Annotated in this window: 9 protein-coding genes; 4 read left to right on the plus strand and 5 right to left on the minus strand. The window is 43.8% G+C overall.

Annotation, left to right across the window (positions count from 1 at the left end):
• Positions 1-840 (minus strand): HD domain-containing protein (locus tag QZZ43_RS06115; RefSeq protein WP_291857083.1); only part of this gene is annotated, 840 nt, incomplete at its 3' end.
• A gap of 463 nt (positions 841-1,303) precedes the next feature.
• Between QZZ43_RS06115 and rimP the strand changes: the two genes are divergently transcribed.
• The 3 genes from rimP to infB all read left to right on the plus strand — a co-directional run bounded on the left by rimP (position 1,304) and on the right by infB (position 6,227).
• A complete protein-coding gene (rimP, locus tag QZZ43_RS06120) occupies positions 1,304-1,768 on the plus strand; it encodes a ribosome assembly cofactor RimP (protein WP_291857085.1) in 465 nt (154 codons plus the stop codon).
• A gap of 72 nt (positions 1,769-1,840) precedes the next feature.
• On the plus strand, positions 1,841-3,079 hold the full coding sequence (nusA, locus tag QZZ43_RS06125) for a transcription termination factor NusA (RefSeq protein WP_291857087.1): 1,239 nt from the start codon (positions 1,841-1,843) through the stop codon (positions 3,077-3,079).
• 64 nt (positions 3,080-3,143) lie between these two features.
• Positions 3,144-6,227, plus strand: coding sequence for a translation initiation factor IF-2 (infB, locus tag QZZ43_RS06130; protein ID WP_291857089.1), 3,084 nt, complete (start codon positions 3,144-3,146; stop codon positions 6,225-6,227).
• Between the two features lie 76 nt (positions 6,228-6,303).
• On the opposite strand, the gene gcvH is transcribed toward infB, so the two are convergent.
• The 4 genes from gcvH to thiL all read right to left on the minus strand — a co-directional run bounded on the left by gcvH (position 6,304) and on the right by thiL (position 16,336).
• On the minus strand, positions 6,304-6,681 hold the full coding sequence (gene gcvH / locus QZZ43_RS06135) for a glycine cleavage system protein GcvH (protein WP_291857091.1): 378 nt from the start codon (positions 6,679-6,681) through the stop codon (positions 6,304-6,306).
• Positions 6,682-6,982: 301 nt separating this feature from the next.
• Complete coding sequence (gene sprA, locus QZZ43_RS06140; protein WP_291857093.1) at positions 6,983-14,416, minus strand: cell surface protein SprA; 7,434 nt, start codon at positions 14,414-14,416, stop codon at positions 6,983-6,985.
• Positions 14,417-14,443: 27 nt separating this feature from the next.
• Complete coding sequence (gene ruvA / locus QZZ43_RS06145) at positions 14,444-15,025, minus strand: Holliday junction branch migration protein RuvA (RefSeq protein ID WP_291857095.1); 582 nt, start codon at positions 15,023-15,025, stop codon at positions 14,444-14,446.
• A gap of 258 nt (positions 15,026-15,283) precedes the next feature.
• Positions 15,284-16,336 carry a thiamine-phosphate kinase gene (thiL, locus tag QZZ43_RS06150; protein WP_291857098.1) on the minus strand — a complete coding sequence of 351 codons (1,053 nt, stop codon included), beginning with the start codon at positions 16,334-16,336 and terminating at the stop codon, positions 15,284-15,286.
• A 440-nt stretch (positions 16,337-16,776) separates the two neighbouring features.
• On the opposite strand from thiL, the gene sufB reads away from it, so the two are divergent.
• A partial coding sequence (sufB, locus tag QZZ43_RS06155; protein WP_291857100.1) for a Fe-S cluster assembly protein SufB occupies positions 16,777-18,209 on the plus strand: 1,433 nt, incomplete at its 3' end.

The following is an 18,209-nucleotide window of genomic DNA, read 5'->3' on the forward strand; positions in this document are numbered from 1 at the left end:
TTGCGGATTGCTTTGAAAATCATCTTTGCAGAACCGGTTTTTTAGAAACGTTTCCAGGAAAGGAGGTGCCGGTACTTCTTTCCCGTGGAGGGCGAGCTCTTTCGCTCTTTTTAGCGCATTGATGAGCATTTTTTCGGCAACGAGTGCGGTTTTGTGGAGGTAAACCTGCCAGTACATCAGGCGCCGGGCAACCAGAAATTTTTCAATGGAGTAGATCCCTTTCCCTTCCACAACCAATTCGTTGTTTTTTATTTCCAGCATTTTAATGATTCGATCCGAACCGATTACTCCTTCGGATACGCCTGAAAAAAAACTGTCCCTCTTCAAATAATCCAGCCTGTCCACATCGAGCTGGCTGGAAACCAGTTGATGCAGAAAAAATTTTCCTGTATTACCTTTAAAAATATCGATGGCTGCTGATAATTGACCATCAAATTGTTGATTAAGTCTTTCCATTAAAAGCAGAGAAATGTCTTCGTGATCGAGACTTTCGATAAGCGTTTGTTCCAGGGCATGAGAGAAAGGACCGTGTCCCAGATCATGCATAAGAATGGCAGCATGGGCAGCAACAGATTCTTCATCGGAAATGTGGTGCCCTTTCTCGCGCAATACTGTTATGGCAGTTCCCATCAAATAGAATGCACCTAATGTGTGCTGGAACCGGGTGTGTACAGCTCCGGGATATACAACCGAAGTCAGTCCCAGTTGCTTGATTCTGCGCAACCGCTGAAAATAGGGGTGCTCGATTAACTCAAACAGAATATTGTCGGGAATGCTGATGAATCCATGAACCGGATCATTGACAATTTTTCGCTGCTTGTATGGATGTTTTGTACTCAATATTTTCGTTCTGGTTTTATGGTACAAAGAAAGCTATTCGGAATGAATCGTACAAATAGGCTCCGGGGGATTGTAAAGCTTTCCTTCTGGGGACTTTCTGACTTTTGGCATCTGCAGGTTCTTGTGGCGCGATTTCTTGGTTGAATGGTCTAAAGGTCAAAGCTCTTTTTGGTGTTTTGCAAATTGCTGATAATAAAAGACTTGACAACTGGACGTAGGTAATCGTAACTTGCTGAGAATAAAAAATTTGGCACATTGCGTCGCTGCGTTTGACCTTTTTTAGTGGGTGGTTGTGAATTCAAATATCAATTTATTAGGCGCCCCCGACATCTTCATTGCAAAATGATTTGATTTTTAGGCAAAAAGGTTTTTGCATATTTGTTTCTCATTCCTTATCTTTGCAGCGGTTTTCACAGTAGGTGGGTAGGGGACAGGAGTCCCCTATTTTATTAATGGCTTGTCTATGATAGTAAAACAACAAATAATGGACCTGATAGCTGACAAGCTGGAAGCAGACGGGTTCTTCGCAGTGGATGTGACCGTAAAGCCGGGCAACAAGATTGAAATTCTGATTGACAGCAAGAATGGTGTTCCCATTGAGTACTGTATTGCTATTTCGAGATTGGTAGAGCATTCGTTTGATAGAGAAGAAGAAGATTTTGAGTTGGAGGTATCCTCTCCGGGAATCGGACAACCATTTAAAGTGTTGCAACAGTATCAGAAAAGCTTGGATCGGCTTTTGGAAGTGATGGATAATGAGGGGAAGATCCAGAAAGGCATTTTGGAAGAGGTGACAGATTCCGGTTTTGTGGTTAAAGAAGAAAAAATGGTGAAACCAGAAGGAAAAAAGAAAAAAGAGTTGCAGGTTTTCCATCATCATTTTAGTTTTGATGAAGTAAAGAGAGTGAAAGAAATCCTGTCTTTGTAAAGCAAAATTTTAAAACCCCGGAATTTTCCGGGACAAGCAAAAATATAACAGAACGAACATACAACAGCAGCGATGGAAAATATTAATTTGATAGACACTTTTTCGGAATTTAAAGAGCTGAAAAACATCGACCGTGCAACAATGGTCAGGGTCCTTGAAGATTCATTCCGCAGTGTTTTAGTCAAGATTTTCGGGAGTGACGAGAATTTTGACGTCATCGTAAATATTGACAAAGGTGACTTTGAAATTTGGCGCAATCGGGAGGTGGTTCCCGATGGTGAAGTGGAAGATGCAAATACTCAGATATCACTGACAGAGGCACTTAAGATTGACGAAGATTATGAAGTGGGTGAGGAAGTGGTTGATGAAGTTGATTTTCATAAGTTCGGACGAAGAGCTATTTTGACTTTGCGCCAAAACCTGGCCGGTCAGATTATGGAATTAGAGAAAGATCATTTATATAGCAAATATACCGAGCGAATTGGAGACGTTGTAACCGGAGAAGTTTACCAAATCTGGAAAAAAGAGATGCTCATTCTGGATGATGAGGGCAACGAATTGATCTTGCCCCGTGCCGAACAAATTCCAGGCGACTTTTTCAGGAAAGGAGAAACCGTTCGTGCTGTAGTGATAAGAGTGGAAATGCGAAACAATAATCCTTTGATTATTCTTTCCAGGACATCTCCCGTATTTCTTGAGCGTTTGTTTGAGTTTGAAGTGCCGGAAATTTATGACGGACTCATTACGATTAAGAAAATTGTGCGTGCTCCCGGTGAGCGTGCCAAAGTGGCTGTTGAATCGTATGACGACCGGATTGACCCGGTGGGTGCCTGCGTCGGAATGAAAGGCTCACGCATTCATGGTATTGTGAGAGAATTGCACAACGAAAACATTGATGTGATTAATTTTACTGCCAATAATCAGTTGTTTATTCAACGGGCATTGAATCCGGCTAAAGTATCGAGCATTAAACTTTTTGAAGAAGAGAAACGTGCCGATGTATATCTGCAGCCCGAAGAGGTTTCTTTGGCAATTGGGAAAGGCGGATTGAATATTCGATTGGCTAGCCAGCTGACCGGATACGAAATTGATGTATATCGCGAAACTGAGAATGAAGACGAGGAAGATGTTTCTCTGGATGAATTCACAGACGAGATTGAAAGCTGGATACTTGATGAACTTAAAGCGATTGGTTGCGACACCGCCAAGTCGGTTCTCGATTTGACCGTGGAGGATTTGACCAAAAGGACAGATCTCGAAGAAGAGACCATTCGTGAGGTAATCAATGTTCTGAAAGCTGAATTTGAATAATTCGCTTATCTTTGTTCGCAAAGATTTTTAATCTTTTTGACCTGTAAAAACGAAAGTCCCTTATATGGCAGTTGGAAAAAGACTAAGTAAAATAGCAAAAGAATGTAATGTGGGAATCAGCACCATTGTTGACTTCCTGCATAAAAAAGGATTCCAGATAGAATCCAATCCGAATACCAAGATCTCGGAAGATATGGTTGATCTTCTGAGACAGGAATATCGTTCTGACTTTACGGTAAAACAAGAGTCGGAAAAACTGGTTGAACGCAAGCAGAAAGGAAAAAAATCGTCTGTCTCTATTGATGACCTGAAAGAAGAGCAGGATGATGATGATGATGAGCCTGATGAAGATGTAGCCCCTGTAGTGAAACCGGAAAAGAAAAAAGAGGAGCAACCAACTGCCGATTTTTCAACTCCCAGGCAAAAAATGGATGTAAAAGTCGTGGGGAAAATAGACCTCGACAAAAAGAAAAAGGCTGAAGCGCAACAAAAAGAGGAACAGCTAAAGGTGGAAAAAACCGAACCTGTTGAGAAAACCGAAACGGTGGAATCAAAAGAATCTGCTAAAGCCTCTGAAATACCTGAAAAATCTTCGCAGGAAGTAAAGAAGACTCAAGATAAGGAGCCGGAAAAGGATCATTCTCAAAAGAATGAATCGGACAAAGAAACTCCAGATCAAAAAGTGGACATTCCGGTGGAGGTTGAGAAACCAGACAAAGACTTAAAAGTGGTTGGAAAAATTGACCTTGAGGAAAAGCCGGAAAGTACCCAGAAGAGTGAGGTGAAACCGGAACAGGCTCAAAAAGACAAGGAAGCAAGTGCTTCCGATGATCAGAAAAAAGAGGCGAAGCCGGAAAATGTTCAGGACAAATCACCGGAGAAAAAATCCGCTGGGCAGGAAACTGCTAAAGAACCTGCGCCCGAGGCTCCCCAGGCTGCTGAAAAATCAGACAGCGAGAAAAAAGATGCCGACAGTTTTATGCCTACTAAGGTTAGAAAGTTGTCAGGCCCTACTGTTGTTGGCAAAATTGACCTTCCTGCCAATGCCCGCAACAATGAAAATAATCGCGACGAGCAGCGTAAAAAGAAGAAAAAACGAAAACGCATCCGCAAAGAAAAGGAGCGTGTTAATATCAATGATAAGCCACAGCAGCAAACTGCAGGTGGTGCCAACAAGGTAGCTCCTCAGGATAAAAAGGAGAAACGTAAAAAGACGAAAGCCAAAAAGCGTCCAACCCGTCCTGAAGTGAGTGAAGAAGATGTGCAAAAACAGATTAAAGAAACGCTGGCCCGTCTTACTTCCAAAGGAAAATCCAAAACATCCCGTCACCGTCGCGACAAACGTGATGCTGCCGCTCAAAAGGAGCAGGTTGAAATGGATCGTATGACGGAGGAGAGCAAAGTGTTGAAGGTGACAGAGTTTCTGACTGCCAACGACCTTGCCAGTATGATGGATGTACAGGTGACTCAGATTATTTCTACTTGTATGAGTCTGGGAATGTTTGTTTCTATCAACCAGCGTCTGGATGCTGAAACAATTATTCTTGTTGCAGAAGAATATGGCTATAAGGTTGAATTCATTAGCGTGGATGCGGCCGAGTCGATTGAAGAAAAAGAGGATAACCCGGAAGACCTGAAACCGCGTCCTCCTATCATTACAGTGATGGGACACGTTGACCACGGTAAAACTTCTTTGTTGGACTATATTCGTAAGGAGAATGTTATTGCCGGTGAAGCGGGGGGAATTACTCAGCATATCGGTGCTTACAATGTGGAACGGGCCGACGGACGTGAAATAACGTTTTTGGATACCCCGGGTCACGAGGCATTTACAGCCATGCGTGCCAGAGGTGCCCAGGTTACCGATATTGCCATTATAATAGTAGCTGCCGACGACAATGTGATGCCCCAGACGATAGAGGCTATTAACCATGCCTCTGCTGCAGGTGTTCCTATTGTGTTTGCAATTAATAAAATTGATAAGCCCAATGCCAATCCTGACAGGGTGAAAGAGGAACTGGCTAAAATGAATTACCTCATCGAAGAGTGGGGGGGCAAATATCAGTCACAGGATATTAGTGCCAAGAACGGTGTGAACATCGAACAATTGCTTGAAAAAGTATTGCTCGAAGCTGACATGCTCGAATTGAAAGCCAATCCTGATAAACCGGCTGTAGGCTCTGTTATTGAATCTACACTTGATCGTGGTCGTGGTTACGTTGCTACCCTGCTTGTTCAGTCCGGAACTTTACGTACCGGCGACCTGCTTCTGTCGGGTCAGTATTATGGTCACGTGAAGGCCATGTATAATGAGCGAAATCAGAATATTCAAATTGCTGGTCCTTCTGAGCCAGTATTGGTACTCGGGTTGAACGGTGCACCACAGGCGGGTGAGAAATTTCACGTGATGGAGAATGAAAAGGAGGCTAAAGAAATCGCTACCAAACGTTCTCAATTGCAACGCGAACAGGGACTCCGGACTCAGAAACATATTACACTTGATGAAATTGGTCGTCGAATTGCCATCGGAAACTTCCAGGAACTGAATCTTGTTGTGAAAGGGGATGTGGATGGTTCTATTGAAGCGCTCGCTGATTCACTCATCAAACTTTCTACTGAAGAAATTCAGGTGAATGTTATCCACAAAGCGGTAGGACAGATTTCTGAATCAGACATTATGCTTGCTGCTGCATCTAATGCCATTGTGATTGGTTTCCAGGTACGTCCCTCATTGGCCGCCCGTCGAATTGCCGAGAAAGAGGAGATTGACATTCGTCTTTATTCGATAATTTACGATGCGATTGAAGAGATTACTGCAGCAATGGAAGGAATGCTTTCGCCTGAGATTAAGGAGCAGATTAATGCTACCGTTGAAATACGTGACGTCTTTAAGATTACCAAGGTCGGAACTATTGCCGGTTGTATGGTGAAAGAGGGTAAGGTGAAGCGCAGTTCTAAAGTACGAGTTATTCGCGACGGTATTGTAATTTACACTGGTGAACTTGGCTCACTGAAACGTTTTAAAGACGATGCTAAGGAAGTGGCTTCAGGTTACGAGTGCGGATTGAATATCAAGAATTTTAACGATATTAAAATTGGAGATATCATCGAAGCCTTTGAGGAGGTTGAAGTTTCCAGAACACTATAAATATTAAAAAATAGAGACCTAAAAAAGGCGTCCGGAATTTCCCGGACGCCTTTTTTGTTTTTGTGAACAACTCTTCTTATTCAATCAATTTTTTGTAATCGCTGGCAGATAACAGATCTTCTGTCTGATCAGGATCTGCCATTTCGATTTTTACCATCCATCCTCCGGCATAAGGCTCTTTGTTGACCAGTTCGGGTTGACTTTCCAGCTCTTCATTAACCTCAATGATTTTACCTGCAACAGGCATGTACAAGTCAGATACTGTTTTTACAGCTTCAATGGTTCCGAAAACCTCTTCCCGCTCTAGGTCTTCATCTTCGGTTTCAATTTCTACAAATACAATATCACCTAATTCGCTTTGTGCAAAGTCTGTGATTCCCACAATGGCTACTCCGCCCTCAATTTTAATCCACTCGTGATCTTTGGTGAATTTTAGGTTTTCCGGTATGTTCATAACTTTTTGTTGTTTTATGGATTTAATCCCAAAATTAGATAAAATTTTAAGAATTATCTAACAGAAAGTTGGTATATATTTCATCTATGGTAACTGTAATAGGCCGTTAAAAAAAGCTTAAACGCAGAGACGCAATGACGCAAAGTTTTTATTATGAGTGAGTTGTGACTTGTTCGTCTGGTTTTGTAATGGATTGATTATCAATCGTTTTTAAAAGTTTAACGGAGTATTGAACCGAACACCGTTGATATTTTAGATGTGTTGGATTCTTGAGGTTTTGTTAAGAAGATGCCCAAATAGGTTATTGTGCCAGTGAGAACCGGAAACTAACCCCCACATTGGTATTGAAGGTAGGGTAAGAAGATGAAATATAGGGATTGTTCACCTGACGGTCATAGAATACCTGAACATTGAATCGGTCGCTCAATACGTAATCAGCAGTCAGTTTCAGTGTGGTAATTTTTTGACCTGCAGTCATCTGATTCGATTCTTCCTGAATTTTCCTGATGATAGAGAAACTTTCCCGCATGGAAATGTCTGCCCGCAGATTGAGGTCGGAGGAAATTTTGGTTTGATTGTCCGATTTCCCCAGAATCATATCCATTTTATCAAACCGGTAACCGATTCCAATCACCCATTCGTTGTTGTAATTTTCGATCAATTGGTTGTTGTTGAGACTCAGATTGAGGATACGTCCTTTTTTGTATTCGGCACGCGTGCTAAAGTTGCCCGGCCAGGTAATGTTAAATTGAAGGAATGGGGCAAATTGTTCGGTGATTGTTACACCGCTAATCAGGTATTTTGCAATGAAATTATCCTGTGCATCCCTGACAAAGCTTAATCCGTCGCCGTTTTCCTGCCATTCCAGATTGGTTTGGTAATTCCCTATTGAATAGGTGGATGTATAAGCGTGGCTGATATCGAAAGATTTGACGTATTTTTCTAAGAATTCTATTTTTGAGAGCCCGCTGTAATTGATTCGCCAGTTGGGTTTGATATAGGCCAGCGACGGGAATGTTTCGAGAAAAATATTGTCGGCACTTTTTCCTGAATAGGCCGACAAAAAGGCAGGTATCAGTACGTCCCGTGAGGTGAGGTTGTAGCCGTCAACACCTGATTCCACCTCATGTTCTCTGTCGGGGTAACCATCCGGATTGTAGGCCAGCCCTGAAATGTTTTTCTCCTGATAGTATTCGGTTTCGGGATAAACGGTTCCTTCTCTTTCGTTGCCAAGGCGTTCGGAAATAATGGCTCTGTTTTTTAGGAACTGGTCGAATGCCGGAGAATTGTAGTTGCCTTTCTTTTCTACCTTGTCAAAAGCTGTTGCCAGGGTGTTGAAACTCATGGAAAAGCTTCCCGATTCCATTGTGTTGAATACTCCCCGGAACTGGTTGCCATTGAAGAGATAATACTCGTTCATGTTGTTGGAGTATCGACGGTTGGCTGTCAGATCGATGCGGAGATCTTTGATGGGTTCTATGGTTGCCCTAATGTTGAGATCTTCGGTGTGGGTCATGATGTAGGGGGTGTTCAGGGTGCTATCGGTAGTGAGCCAGTTGTTTTCCACTGCTGTCATGGCAAAATCCCTGTCCTGTATTCCAAGCAGGAATGGGAAACCTGGGGCATTAATGCCACGAACATTTTGATTTCCCAGAAAACCCGATTCGGGCATGTATCCGGGCAGGGTGGTTCCATTGTTTGAAGAGTAGGAAATTGACAGGCTTTTGATTCCTGTAGCCAATTTCAGAACGTTGTCTGTTACTATTTTAATGGGCGAAGTGGAGGTCTTTCTTTGTCCTGTGATAAGCGTTCGTGCATTGGAGATGTCTCTGGAAGCGGTAAATGTCACTTTGTTGTTATCTATTACAGTGGTTTTGCCCTGAACGGGGCGTCCGTTGCTGTCAAAAATACGCACCTGAACATCTTGTGTGTTGAGTTTGTGATCTATTTCAAGGGGTGTGTCTTTTTGGATATTCAGGCTGTGACTGGTGTATCTCAGCTGCTGTGTGCCGCCGGCACTTTGCTGTGGTCGGGTCAGGTTTCTCAGGTAATTCACCTTGTTGTACAAGCCGGTAAAGTTGAGTTGTGCATTTCCCTGTATGGTGTTTGAATTTCGGATGGTATTTCCCCATTCGTATTGTTCTTCGGTGATTGGTCCCTGCTGCCAGTTGAACTGGGCTCCGTAATTGATATTGGCCGATGTCCAGTCGAGCATGGGGAGTTTGTTGATGGGTAATCTATAGCTGGCATTGATGTTGTGCTGGTAATTGGTGGTGCGACCATACGACAGAATATTGCGCATTACGGAGTCTTTCCACAGCTCATATTCATCACGATAGCGGTCTTTATTGACTACTCCTGTTGGCTCGTCAATTCGTGCGTTGGTGGCGGTACGAAAATCTAATTTCAGCGATTTTGTGAGATTATATGTCATCTCGAAATACCGGTTCCAGTTGAAATCTTTCCGCACAGATACGGGGATTTTAAAAGATGGATTATTGACATTTCTTAGCTGCGATTCGGAGTAGTCGCGCAAAAATTCCCAACGATAATTGATCTGGCTGGGCAGGAGATAAAAGTTGAAATCCCTGATGAGTCTGAATGCATCGCCTTTAATGCTCTTGAAGGGTTCCACTATTTTTGGCTGACTGGAATAATTGTAAGCCAGAATCCCCCTGTAAGTCTTGTCAATTTTGTATTCTGTTTTTACATCCTTGTGCTCCGACTGGTTGTAGGAATAGGTGGCGCTGAGGTTAGAGATATCGTAAATCCTGGGTTGATTGTCCTTTGGTTTTAATCTCACATTGGTAAAATTGATGCTCTTACGACTGGTTCGATCCTGGGAAAGATCTTTGATGCTGTCGCGTGCTGCCTGCGAAGATGCATTGTCAAGGGCTTGTTCCATGGTTATATCCGGGTCCAGCGGATTGTATTCAGGGGTTGCGACCTGTTCGCTAGCACTTAAATACATTGGAGCTGAAAGTCTCGATTCAGGGCCAAGCAGTTTTCCCAGTTCCAGGTTGGTGGCAATGTCGTACTGATAATAGTCTTCCCGGCTGCGTTCGTTAACACTTTGGTCAATGCTTCCAAAACCAATGGTATTGACTTTTCCGGCCATAGAGACACTACCCAGGTCGGCCAGCTTCACGTTGACGCGTGCATTGGCCGCCCAACCGCCTTCCTCATCAAAATCCGAGAGTCTTAACTCGTTGAACCATATTTCGGAAGTTTTCAGATCAATGGTGTTGTTCCGGATACCGATCATGATGGATCGCACATTGGCCAGACTGGGATTACCCTTTATTCCAATTTGGTTGTTGGGGTTGTCGGGGTCAACATTATAGTATTTTCTGGTAAGGGCCACATCCGTATTTCCTGCTCTTAACTCATCATTGCGTCGGAGTTTGATTTGTTGAAGTAACTCAATGGGGAAATCAAATTGATTCTCTTCGGGCCACACAATATACCTGTCGTTGGTGGAGTTGTTGCTGTAGGTGCCTTCCGGGGTTAGTTTCAGAGGAATTTCGTATTCGTAATAATTATTTCGGAAGTCAGTTCCCAACCTGATAAATGCCACAATATCGTCATCTTCGAGGGTATATCCTGATACTTCCTCGGCATGCACTTCCATTTTAATTCGCCGGTACTGGCGTAAATCCATGTTGAGGGTTTTATAAACAGCCCGGGCATCACCTCCCGCCAGATCGGTTGTTTTTAAAACGATGGATTGTTCGTTGAGTTGTCGAATTTGGGGGTTCCCGGGGTCTATAACTCTGTCTATTCCGGGAGGCAATACATAATTGACCGGCTTACGTGTTCCGTTCTCCTCAATGTTTACGGTGGCCACTTCGAATTGCGTGGTTTGTGCCGGAGCAACCATGTCTTCGATCTCAAACAGTTCATCGTTGTATTTTCGCCATTCCGAACGCACCAAATCCATTGTCGCAAAGCGAAGTACTACGGTATCAGAGAAGTTGCGCAGAAACATTCGCATGAAGCGCACCGAACTCAAATCACTTAGCTCGCCAATAGTGGTGTCGGGCTCGTTTACCGGAACTTTAAACTGATACCATTTAACAGAGCTGGTCTCCCCGTTTTTCAGGGTTACGGTGGATTCAATCTGGTCGGTAATAAAATTCTCACCTACATTCATATTCTGAGGACGCAGGCTTATTTTATACTGAAAGTAACTCTCGGTTTCACTAAGGGTGTTGTCTCGGTTGATGTCTTCACCGTCAGGAAGTGTTGTAGCAGCGGTGCTGTAACTTTCGTTGGAGTATTCCGACGGAACGGAGTTTCCTTCCGGGTTGTTGAAGTTTTTATATCGGTCGAGGATTCCGGCTTCCTGCTGGTCGAAATCGCTGCCACGGTGGTAATGGTAATCATCGGCGGCGGGATCGTCCATGATGTTTTGGTAAGCCTCATCGGTTAATAAACCTGAACCAAACAGGTTATCTATCATATTAAGAAAGGGATGTGGAGTGTTTCGGTAGAAATCCCTTTCAGCTTCTGAGTTTAGCCCGTTCAATCCCACATCCTGACTGTACCGTGTTGCCGGGTCATTGCTGAATGCATTTACCAGACTCTGTTCGGTGGGTACGTAACCCCATGCAGTACTATCCACATTAAAGGGGTCTTCAGGGCCGGGGAGGCCTTGTTCGAAAAACTTTCGGGAATCACGAAGGATATCTTCTGAAATATTACCAAGGTTAATGTAAAAGTCACCCCCCTGGTCAGGACCATCTTCATACACAAAGGGGTCCATGACCCAAAATTCGATGTATTCCACGTTGGCCGATTCGAAATCGCTCTGCTGAATTTCCCGCATGATACCACCCCAGCGCTGATTTGGATTTTCCAGTTTTCCCTCTTGTGTGAGATTGGTGTCGAAGTTGTATGGGCCCCGTTCGTCGGGATAATAGGCCAGGTTTAACACCGGAATATTAGTGGGTTCACCATAGGCGCTTTCCCGGTAAGGAAAAATTTCTTTTTCGTAAACTTCACGAACGAAATGGCTCGATTGCTGCTCTGAATTTTGGCGGAGGTGTCCGGGGGTGAGATTGTTGTTGCGCAAAAACAAAGGGTCAATTACATACCAGGCCATTTTTGCGCGGTTAAACCCGTAGCTCAGGTCATTGATGTTGGCTGCCTCCGGAAACATATCCGGTTGCCCTTGTGGAGCACTGGCAAGTTTCCAGGCAGTCCAGTTTTTGATGTCAATGGGGATTTCGCTGCCTTCAAAATCGTCGATGTAAGAAGTTCCTTCTTTGTCGATAACATTGGGATGCCCCGGGATTAATTGTGCAAACTCTCCCTCAAAAGAGATGGAAGAGGGGGTGGTGGTTTCCACCAGCGGCAACTTGTCAATAAGCGATGTCAAAGCGTTGGATTCGGTGTAATAGGCGGTATTGAGCCCCCAGATGGTGTTGGCAATGGGCTCATCCCCAAAGTTGACCTTTTGTGTCATCGGGCGCTCGCGCAAATGCATGAGTGTTCCCCCCACATTGAAATCATTGTTAAACTGATAATTCAGATGGGTTCCCAGTAACGTTTTTGTTTGCAGATTAAACATCTCCTGGCTTTCAAGGGAGACCTGAATGGGCGTTCCCGATTCCAGAAGTCCTTCGTTGAGGATGCGGATTCGACCTGTTGTATAGTCCACCGAATAATCCTGGTTTTCGGTGAGTTTGATACCTCCTGCAGCAACAATCACTGAACCTTCGGGGATATTGAAAGCATTTAGTGAAATTTCACTGCTGACCGATGATTTGTAGGAACCTGTCAGCTTAAATTTGTTTTTTTCGGCAAATTGAGAGGCGTTGGTTAGCGTGGAATCGTACAGAGCATTGAATACGTACTTGTCGATAAGGGCCTGGTTTCCGCCAAGTTTTTCTTCCAGATGTGTGCCAAATGGTTCGACTACCGGAAACACCACGCGTCCCTGGTCGGACAGAATAGTGTATCCCGGAACATAGTCGAAAGTGCCGTCGGGGTAAGGCTCCTGGTTGCCGTCCAGCCTATCCAGTCCCAGGAGGCTGATAAACAGTTCTCCGTTAATTCCCCCCTCATCAGGCTCAGGGCCTTCGGGAAAATAATTAATAAAAGATCCTTTGGAGTCATCCAGGTACACAACATCCATAATGAAATCTTCCGGACTTACCTGGTAAGCCCCAATGGCATAGATGTTTTTCATCATCAACTCCCATGTTTTTACGCTGGGCGACAGAAGAGTGCCTTTCAGGAGTTTAAGGTAGAGACTGTTTGGTGCTTCTATACCCCCTGTACTAAACTCACCCACCTGATAAACCTGTCCGTTGTAGGTATATTCATAAGCCACAGCCAAAACTTCATCATCGTCCAGCGGACTGTTTAATGAAATATAGCCCAATTTGCTGTGCAGTGTATATTGGGAACTGTTGAGTAAGCGGGCATTTTCAATCTTCTCATATTCACGGGAACCCCTGAATCCCTGGCTTTGAAGTGAGGAGAAAGTAGAAGAAACCTGGTTGATATCCCTGGCTGCAGAATAGGTGCTGTTCATTTGGGCAAACAGGTTGTTGGCCTCATTTGATGGGATGGCACCCGGCTGGGCACTCCAGAGTCCGGGGTTGGTGAGATTGTTGGCATTTTCAGCCAGGTCGGCAAAGGCGATGATATTTCTAGATTCGTTGAAGTCGTTGCTGCGATTGGTAATCCAAACTTCAATTTTTGTGATGTTGAATGGAGAATTGATGACGGGCAGGCTTTTCATGGCTTCGTTGTATCGCTCACGGAAATGGTGCGCCAGGAAAAAGTGTCGGTTTTTGTCGTATTCGTCTGCGCTTATCTCAAAATCCTGTTGTTGCGCCCCACCCTGGATGTCCATGGTCGATGTTTCGCCTTTTTGTTGCGAAAAGATGGAAGTAACCGTTAGTCGCCCAAACTTCATTTCGGTTTTTATCCCAAAAAGACTCTGACTTCCGGTTATTAAAGTTCCCGGAAGTGGCAGGGTTACGTTACCGGCTTCTACTTTTTGAAGTATCTCATCTTCATGACCGGTATACTCCAGATTGATTTGGTTTTCAAAATCAAAGGTAGCTTCAGTATTATAATTGATTCCCATCCGAAGTTTATCGCCGATGTTTCCGGTGATGTTCATCTGGATTTTTTCCTGAAAGTCGAATGTGGTGGTTTTGCGCATCCTTTCCTGAAGTGTCGGATTATCGATGCGGGTGTGGTTAACTCCTATCTGAAGTTCAGCGATACCTTGCGGACGAATATTGATGGTGCTGCTTCCAAAGATACTTTCAACTGCTTGTCCGCCTCCCAATTGAAACCCTCCCTCCTGTTGCTCATCTCCGGACATCATGTTGTTGTCCCAGTATCTCATCATCGATTTCCGCATCTCCTGTTTCCGGTACTCCTCCACGGTCATGGTGTAAGGAAGTTTTACCGGAACGTTCCCAACCATTCTGAAGAGGTTGATGAGTCCGGTACCCGGATCGTATTCGGCCCGGTAAGAAGTGTTTTCGGGTTGGGGAATTATGGGAGATACCTCTTTTTCGTTGGGTTTGGAAACCTGATCGGGATGGATGATGCGGTCTATTCGGAAAGTCTCGGCAGAGTCGGGCTTCTGGCTTATTGTAAGAGGGGTTGATCCTGATTTTTTTTCCATGCCGGGTGTGGCTCCTGTAAAAGCCAGGAGGGAAAAGAGAGTCAGAGAAATTAGGATATGTTTGGTGTATTTTGTGTGCATTCAGGAAAATTGCGGAATGATCGCCGGTTACATCATTTTTAACGCCAGTTTGATGATTTCTTCAACTTTGCTGTTTGGGTTGTCTTTCAGGATTTTATCTAAGGTTTTTTGAGAGGGTCCTTTCGAAAAACCCAACATCACTAAAGCAGATAACGCTTCTTCGGCTTTAGTATTGTCTGCAGGCATCAGGAAATTTTTGCCTTCCTCGGATTTTCCTATTTTGTCTTTTAATTCTACAATCAGACGCTGTGCTGTTTTAAGTCCAATTCCTTTAATACTTTTTATCTGATTAACATTTCCCGTTGAGATGGCTATGTGCAGCTCGTCGGGTGACATGGATGAAAGCATCATCCGGGCAGTATTGGAACCAATGCCTGAAACTGAAATCAGCAACTGAAATAGAGCCCGTTCCCGTGGCTCGGCAAAACCATAAAGCGAAAAGGCGTCTTCCCTTATGTGCTCGTAAATATACAACTGTGCGTCGCTTTTGTCTTTAAGCGCTTCAAAGGTAAAAAGAGAAATATTCAGAAAATATCCGATACCGCTGTTTTCAACTATGGCGTAGGCAGGGGTGATTTGAGCAATCTTCCCGGAAATATACTCGTACATATCTTCTTTTTAAGGGTTGTATATTATTACAATAGTCCGTTAAGCCGTTGCAGGCTTTTGTGCGCGTGTAGCAGTTTTGTTAAACGCCGGTATAACCATCACTAAAAGGTATTTCAAATATCTAACCTCAATGGTCTAGTGTTTCAGTTCTAAATTAGTGAAGGAATTTAGAAATTGCCACACCAGGTTCAACCTTCGAACCTCCCATTGTCATCATTGGCAAATATAAATAGTCTTTGCAAGAATAGTGCATGGTTTTCAATTTTTGTCCTCTTCATTACCCCATCCACGGGCTTTTAATTCAATTTCTTCTCCTGCGTTGGTCTCCAGGGTGTAGCCTTTCGACTCAGGAGTGATGTGGCCGATTACAAATACATCTTGCAAGCCTTTACCTTCTTTTTCTATCTTTTGGAAATCCTCCAGTGGAATAGTGAACAAAATCTCATAGTCTTCGCCACCGTTTAGTGCTGCCACCAGGGGGTTGAATTCCATTTCATCTGCTAGGGTAGTGGTTGAATGGTCGATGGGAACTTTGTTTTCGTAGATGTTGCATCCGGTTCCGGATGCCTTGCAAAGTCGAAGCAAAGCAGCAGCTAATCCTTCTCTGACCAAACTCATGGAGGTGGGAGCCAGCTTCGCTTCTTCCAGCTGTGTTAACAACTCAATACGTGCTTCTGGTTTTAATTGGCGTTCCAACAAATAGTCGTAACCAGCAAAATCCGGATCGTTCTGTCCGGTTTCTTTCATAACCTTTTTTTCTCTTTCCAGTAGTTGCAAGCCCATAAAGGCAGCGCCCAAATCTCCTGTAACGCAAATCAAATCGTTTTCTTTAGCTCCACTGCGGGTGACCGATTTTTTCTTTGGCGCAAATCCGAATGCCGAAGTGGAGATGGACAATCCGGTGAGAGAGGAGGAGGGACGAAAACCTGTTAAATCAAGGTCGTATTTTTGACATGCCATAGCAACGCCTTCCAAAAGCAACTCAACGGCCTCCAGCGACATTTTTCCGCTTAGTCCCATTGCCAGGTTGAGGTGCGAAGGTCTGGCTCCTGCTGCAATGATGTCTGAGATACCTGCCACAACTGCCTTATATCCCAGGTGGCGGAGCGGATAATACGTCAGGTCGAAGTGAATGCCTTCAAGCATCAGGTTTTGTGATGAGATGAGTTCTTCTCCGGTAGTGGCTACTATGGCGGCATCGTTTTTTATTCCGCAGAGCGTACTCTCCCTTCGGTTTGGAAAACTTTTTTCTATGCGTTCGATGAGGCCAAAAAGGCCGACTTCTGAAAGTGGTGTTATTGTTTTGCTCATAATATCTTTTGTTGAGATTCAGAGTGTCAGTATTGTAAAAATCTTTTGTTATGTTGGTTGAGTTATATGTCGCAAAATGGATTTAGTTTAAGTCTTCAACAGTGGCGGATCGGCGTTCAGACCCGGGACTTTGCTTGCAACCAATCCGCCATGCCTGTTTGCCATCCGTCTCGGGACTGATTTACTTGATTGAATGCTATGTGTTGTGTGAGGTTGTTTTTTTTTGATTGTTATGCAAAGATATAATAATAGTCCGGTTCTGCTTTTGTTTAAATAAGTGTCAATAAGTCATTCGGAAAGTGAAATCCCTGTGTAGATTTAGATTTAATCTAAATGTTTGGTAACTTTGTATTCTCTTGAATTGTTATTAATGTATAATGGATTGAACTCTACCTCCATTGTTATTGTTAAAACACCTGAACGTTAGATCAATATTAGATATGGCAACAGAACAAGATAAAATATTAGAAGAAGTAACCAAAGGGGAGTATAAATACGGTTTCTATACCGATATTGAAATGGATATGCTTCCAAAAGGGTTAAGTGAAGAGGTGATTCGGGAAATTTCCAAACGAAAAGGAGAACCTGAATTTATGTTGGATTTTCGTCTTGAAGCATATCGTAACTGGCTGAAGATGAAGACCCCCGATTGGGCTCATTTGAATATTCCCGAAATTGATTTTCAGGATATGATATATTATGCTGCTCCCAAGAGTAAGCCTAAGCTGGATAGCTTAGACGATGTGGACCCTGAGCTCAAAGCTACATTCGACAAGTTGGGTATTCCCCTTGAAGAGCAAAAACATCTGGCTGGTGTTGCGGTTGATGCTGTAATGGACAGTGTTTCGGTAAAGACCACTTTTCGGGAGACGCTGGCAGAAAAGGGGATAATCTTTTGTAGTATTAGTGATGCCATTAAGGAGTATCCCGATTTGGTGAAGAAACATCTGGGAAGCGTTGTTCCTCCCAATGATAATTATTTTGCCGCGTTGAATTCTGCAGTCTTTTCCGATGGGTCTTTTGTATTCATTCCAAAGGGGGTTCGGAGTCCTGTGGAATTGTCCACTTATTTTCGAATCAATGCCATGAATACCGGGCAGTTTGAGCGGACATTAATTGTGGCCGAAGATGACAGCTATGTGAGTTATCTGGAGGGGTGTACCGCGCCTAAGCGTGACGAGAATCAATTGCATGCAGCTATTGTGGAAATTGTTGCCATGGAACGTGCTGAGGTGAAATATTCAACAGTGCAAAACTGGTATCCCGGCGACAAGGACGGAAAAGGCGGGATCTATAATTTTGTGACCAAGCGTGGACTTTGTAAAGGTGACTATTCAAAAATATCATGGACTCAGGTGGAAACCGGATCTGCCATTACCTGGAAATATCCAAGCTGTGTTCTGATGGGCGACCATTCTTCAGGTGAGTTCTATTCCGTGGCCCTGACCAATAATCATCAGCAGGCTGATACAGGAACAAAAATGATTCATCTGGGGAAAAACACTAAAAGTCTGGTGGTTTCTAAAGGTATTTCGGCCGGAAAAAGCCAAAATAGTTATCGCGGATTGGTAAAAGTATCCAAACGGGCTCATAATGCCCGGAACTTCTCACAGTGTGATTCTCTGCTGATGGGCGATAAATGTGGGGCACATACATTTCCCTACCTAGAAATTAACAACAATTCGGCTAAAGTGGAGCACGAAGCCACCACTTCCAAAATTGGAGAAGACCAGATATTCTATTGCAATCAGCGTGGAATTGATACCGAGAGTGCAGTTGGACTGATTGTTAACGGATATGTGAAAGAGGTAATCAAACAGTTACCAATGGAATTTGCTGTTGAGGCGCAGAAATTACTTGAAATTAGTCTTGA

Origin of the sequence: Marinilabilia sp., assembly GCF_016278715.1 — a bacterium.
GTDB lineage: Bacteria > Bacteroidota > Bacteroidia > Bacteroidales > Marinilabiliaceae > Marinilabilia.